Below are 5,170 nucleotides of genomic sequence, written 5' to 3'. Positions count from 1 at the left end.
ACGAAGCGGTGGCCACGACGACGGTTGTGGCCACCGCTTCACCCTGCCCGCTTGACAAAACTTCTCCCATATCAGGTCTGGTGCGGGCGGAAGCGTGCGTCGACCGCGTCGAGGGCGTGAAAACCTTCGCGAAGGGGCAGATCACCGATAGCCAAGGAATCACGGTCGGTGCAGAGGGCGTGTTCATAAAGCCGCGCGGTGACCGTGACTGAGGAACTCACGGACGATCGGTAACGACCTCTGCCGAGACCCGATGCTGGTGTTGGTCCACCAATCTCAGCGCACGCGCGGCCTTTGCCGGCGCCATCAGGACCGCGGTATGCGGAGCTCGGGAGCTTCTGTGCTGCGGTGGTTGTGCAGCTGAGCCGGGCGGCTCGTCGAGTACCGGTTCGTCACCCATGGGTGGCGACGCCGGGTCCCGGCGACCCGACCGCAACCGATTGGTGGCGGCGACGGCCAGAACCGCGGCCGCGGCGGTGCTCAGCCCCTGGGCCCAGCCCAGCGGGCCGACTGGTGTGCAGCCCAGCAGTTGGCTGATCCCCGGGGTGGTGATCATGGCGGTGAATGCGGCAAATGAGCCGGCGGCGGTGAGCAGCACCAGCGGTGCGTGTGAGTCGACCACGGTCTGGCCGAGCTCGACGGCGACCAACGAGATCAACGCGACGGTCGAGGCCCGCTGTGGTAGCCCGGTGACCGAGGCCATCACCCAGGCCGTCGTGGCGGCCGTAGCGGTGAGCGCCCCACGCGCCGCCACGGTCCGCCGCAGCGCGTGTTCGTCAATGCCGCGCCCGACGCGTTGCACCGGCCCGGCGGGCGTGCTGACGGCGACCGCGGTCGCGGGCAACGCGTCGGTGAGCATGTTGATCAGCAGCAACTGGCGGGTGTTCAGGGGCGAGGTCCCCGTCAACGCCGTGCCGATGACGGAGAAGATCACCTCGCCGGCGTTGCCGCCGAGCAGCCCGGCCACGGCCGCCTGCACTCCGCGCCACAGTCGGCGTCCCTCGTCGATGGCAGCTACGAGCGTCTCGATGCGGCCGTCGGTCAGCACCAGGTCGGCGGTGGTGTGGGCGGAGTCGCTGCCGCGCGCGACCACACCCACGCCGACGCTGGCGGCCCGGATCGCGGCGGCGTCATTGGCGCCGTCACCCACCATGGCGCAGACGCGCCCGGCGCGCTCGAGCGTCTGGACCACCTGCACCTTGTTCTCCGGTGACATCCGGGCGAAGATCACTCGCTCGGACACCGCGCGCTGTTGATCCTGGCGTGACAGGGCGTTCCATTCCGATCCGGTGATCACCTCGTCGGCGCTCACCGACAGTCCCAGCTCGCGGGCGATGGCGGTGGCGGTGACGGGATGGTCGCCGGTGATCAGCCGGATGGCCACGCCCCGGTCGGCCAGGTCGGCCAGCAACTGCGGCGCTTGAGGGCGCGGGGTGTCCGAAAGGCCCAGGAATCCGGTCAGCGTCAACCCCGTGCCGCACAGTTCGGTGATGCCGTCGGGATCTTTCCGCAACGACCGCGCCTGTGCTGCGCTCAGGCGGCGTTGGGCCACAGCGATCGTCCGAAGCCCCGCGGAGGTGAGGCCGGCGACCGCGTCATCGACCTCGGCTCCCACTTCCCGGCACGCCGCCAGGACCACCTCCGGCGCGCCCTTGACGGTCAACTGCGTACCCGTCACCGAGGCCGAGAATGCTCTGCCGGAACGGAACGGCAGATGGGCGTCCGGTTCGGATCGCGAACCAGAACCCGCCACCGCGTCCGCCGCTTTGATGATGGCTTCGTCGGTGGCGTGGACGTGTGGATTGCCGTCGTCGGCAGGTGCGGCCTGGGCGGCGCAACGCAGGACGTCGTCGCGAGAATGCTCCGCCACCGGATGCACCTTGGCGACGCGAAGGCGGTTCTCGCTCAGTGTGCCGGTCTTGTCGAAGCAGACCACCTCGACGCGACCGAGCGCCTCGGTCGCCCGCGGCACCCGCACCAGCGCCCCGCATTCGCCCAGCCGCTGCGCCGACGCGGACTGGGCGAGGGTGGCCATCAGGGGCATGCCCTCCGGGACGGCCGCCACGGCGACCGCGATGGCGCTACTGAGCGCTTGGCGCAGACCGCCGGCGCGGAACAAGCCGAGCGCACCGACCAGGATGCCACCGCCCGCGCTGAACGGAAACGCGCGGCTCATCAAGTGGCTGAGTTGATGATGTAGGCCGACGGTCGGCAGATCGCCGGAGGCGAGTTCGGCCGCGCGGCGTGTCTGGGTGTCGGCCCCGACGGCGGTGACCAACGCGACCGCGGTGCCCGCCACGACGGTCGTTCCGGCGTAGATCATGCAGCGGCGCTCGGCCAGTTCAGCCCCCGGTGTGGCCTCGACCTGCTTCTGGACCGACAGGGACTCACCGGTCAGCGACGATTCGTCGACCTCGAGGTCGTGTGCCTCGATCACCCGGGCGTCGGCGGGCACCACCTCGTCGCTGCGTACCTCGATCAGGTCGCCGGGCCGCAGCTGCTCGACGACGACTTCGCGGTAGCTGCGCGTAGCGTCCGGCGCGGCCGTGACCAACCGTGCCGGCGGGGTCTGCTGAGCCAGCAGGCGGTTCAGCCGGTTCTCGGCCCGGAGCTGTTGGGCGGTCGACAGCATCGCGTTTCCGGTCAGCACCGTGCCGACCAGCACCGCGTCGGTCGGTGATCCCAGCACCGCGGTGGCAGTCGAACACAATGCGAGGACCGGGGTCAACGGGTCACCGGTCAACTCGGCAACGGCGGCCTTGGCGAACTCCCACGCCGCGGCGCCCCGGCCGGGTTCCGTCGCGGCAGAATGGATCCTCGGGTCCTCGTCGGGGTCGCGCAGCGCCGCCAGCACCTCCCGGACCCGTTCGGCCGACATCGCATGCCACTCGTAGGACGGCGCTGGCCGGGGTATCGGCGTGCGAATTGTGCCGCGGGCCAACAGGTATCCCGACAGCAGGCCCGCGACGGCGCCGACGGTCACCGGGCCGGGCCCCCGGAACCTGCGCACCCCGGGCACCATGAACAGTGCGCCCAGCGCCGAAGCGCCCACCGATATCGCGATGCCCTGCTGGCTCGCCCGCCTGGCCGCGGGCAACGCGTGCAACACCCGCCAGGCTCCGGCCAGGTCGTCGAGCATCAGGTCCGCATTCCAGGGCGGCGGGCTCTCGGCGTTGGGTCTGATCCCCAGGGCCACGTCGGCACCCGAAAGCGCTTGTGCGCCAGACGACGACAGTACGACCACGGTGTGCCCTGCCCGTTGCAGCTCGGACACCGCATCGGCGAGTGCGTCGTCGATGCCGCCGCTGCCAATCGGATGGACGTCATCGAAGGCCGGCCGCAAGTCGCCGAGCAGGTCGGTATCGACCGACACCAGCCTCGCGCCGGAATCGCGCGCCTGGGTGATCACCGCCGACGCCAGCGGGTGGGGGGCTGGGGCGATGAGCGCCTCGACGGTGCCGTCTCCGTCGTCGGCTGCCGTCGCGCGAAGGGGATGCCAGCCCGGCGTTGCGCCCTCGTCGAGCAGTTCTTGGGCGTAAGTCCAGGCTTTCAGCAACTCGCCGTCGCGAGCGCCGCGGACGCGTACCACCCGCGTCTTTTCGCTGCACAGCACGCGCGGATCGATCAGCAGCGCATCGACCTTGTCGAGGCGGCGCAGACTCTCCGGCCGCAGCGGCAGCACCGCGTGCCGGTCCGCCAAGCCCCGCCCGAGCGTGGTTGCGAACGCCTCATGGGTGGTGCGCATCGCCTTCGGTGAAGCCGCCAGCGCGGCATTCGAAGCCATAGTGACGTTGCGCGTGAGGGCCCCGGTCAGGCCGACACCGATGATCTGCACCCACGCCACGCGTTTCCCATGACGTTGGATCGGCCCGGCCGGTGGCGGAACCGGGCGCGATGAACGGTGCATGCCCGATTCGTCGGCGTGCCGGGCCAACTCCGGCTCGTAGCGGGCCCAGGCGCGCGCCGCGGCTCGGCACTCGGCGGCCTTGAACGCCTGCATCGTGAGGTCCACCGACAACTTCGCCGGTGACAACGTGACGACATGCGCGGCGGTGCCCGCCACCGACAACGCGGTGTCCGTCGCGCCGGCGCCGATCCGGTCCTCGAGCAGACGACGCAGCCACGGTTGATAATTCGCGATCGCCGACACCGCCTCGACGGCGATCGGCGCCCCCGGCAACCGCAACGCCCGCCCCGCGACCGCGACCGCGAACCCGGCGGCATTGACGGCTACCATCGCGCCTCGGGTAACCAACAGCAGGCCGTCGCCGGGCAAGCTTTCCGCGCGAGTGGAACCTACTGCACCGTAACTTGTTTCGGCGTCATCGAGCGCCGAGCACAGGTCGTCCAGCGACGGTCCCTCGTTGTCGATCTCGACAACCACCCGCGACAACGGACGATTCAGGCTGACGTTCGCGACGCCGGGCTGTGCCCGCAGCGCATCAACGACGGCGCGGCCACGTGCCGCTCCATCCGTACCATCGAGCCCGCGCACCTCGATCCACACCCGGCCGTCGCCGCGCCCGCAACGCCGGGTCAGCGTTGAGCCGGATACCTCGCCCGAGAGCACCTTTGCGCCCATCCGGACGGGCAGAGCGGCGACCTCGAGACCGGCAGAGGCCACCCTGCCGACCGCGCCGCCAAGTCCTGCGGCGGCCTCGAGTCCCGTCGACATCACCCGCCGCGGCAAAAGCTGTCGCACGCGCAACCCCTTTCAGGCGCAAAATGGTTGCTTCGCGCTCACTCGCGGGGATGCCGCTGATCGACGCTGGCCGCGGCTACAAACCCGATCAACCTAACCCGGGCCCAGGACGCCAGCAACTTGAAAACTTCATGAACACAAATCTCTCAAGCTGTATCGCGGCTGTTTAGGGACGCTACATCAAAAAGTTCGGGCGGCCTGATCCACCTTGGGAGCAAACCTCGATGGCCGGTTTGGGGGCATGCACGCCCGCGTATGTCAATCCCGCTGAACGCGTAGCTGCGTGCCGGGGAGCAAAAAGCCACGGGCGCAATGCTTTTGCGGCTAACCCCGGGCCGCCGACCGGCCCGCGCGGCGCCCGTAGAAGCTGCCGTCACCGAGCGATATGCCACTGGCGTAGCCCCAGGCGGCCAGCCCCGCCGTGCAACGGCCGGCGGCGAAGAGGCCCGGGATGGGGTCACCGCTGAC

General features: G+C 70.1%; 1 protein-coding gene and 2 pseudogenes. 1 reads left to right on the top strand and 2 read right to left on the bottom strand.

The window, feature by feature from the left end; genetic code table 11:
• Positions 1 to 212: pseudogene (locus AWC17_RS33030) on the top strand (hypothetical protein); the annotation flags it as partial.
• A gap of 5 nt (positions 213 to 217) precedes the next feature.
• Here the strand turns inward: AWC17_RS33030 and AWC17_RS05580 are convergent.
• Positions 218 to 4,690: a cation-translocating P-type ATPase gene (locus AWC17_RS05580; RefSeq protein ID WP_046184862.1), complete on the bottom strand. Its 4,473-nt coding sequence runs from the start codon at positions 4,688 to 4,690 to the stop codon at positions 218 to 220.
• A gap of 336 nt (positions 4,691 to 5,026) precedes the next feature.
• A pseudogene (locus tag AWC17_RS34125) lies at positions 5,027 to 5,170 on the bottom strand (FAD-binding protein); the annotation flags it as partial.

Source organism: Mycobacterium nebraskense (genome assembly GCF_002102255.1).
Classification (GTDB): domain Bacteria; phylum Actinomycetota; class Actinomycetes; order Mycobacteriales; family Mycobacteriaceae; genus Mycobacterium; species Mycobacterium nebraskense.
This window is presented reverse-complemented; position numbering and strand designations above follow the sequence as displayed.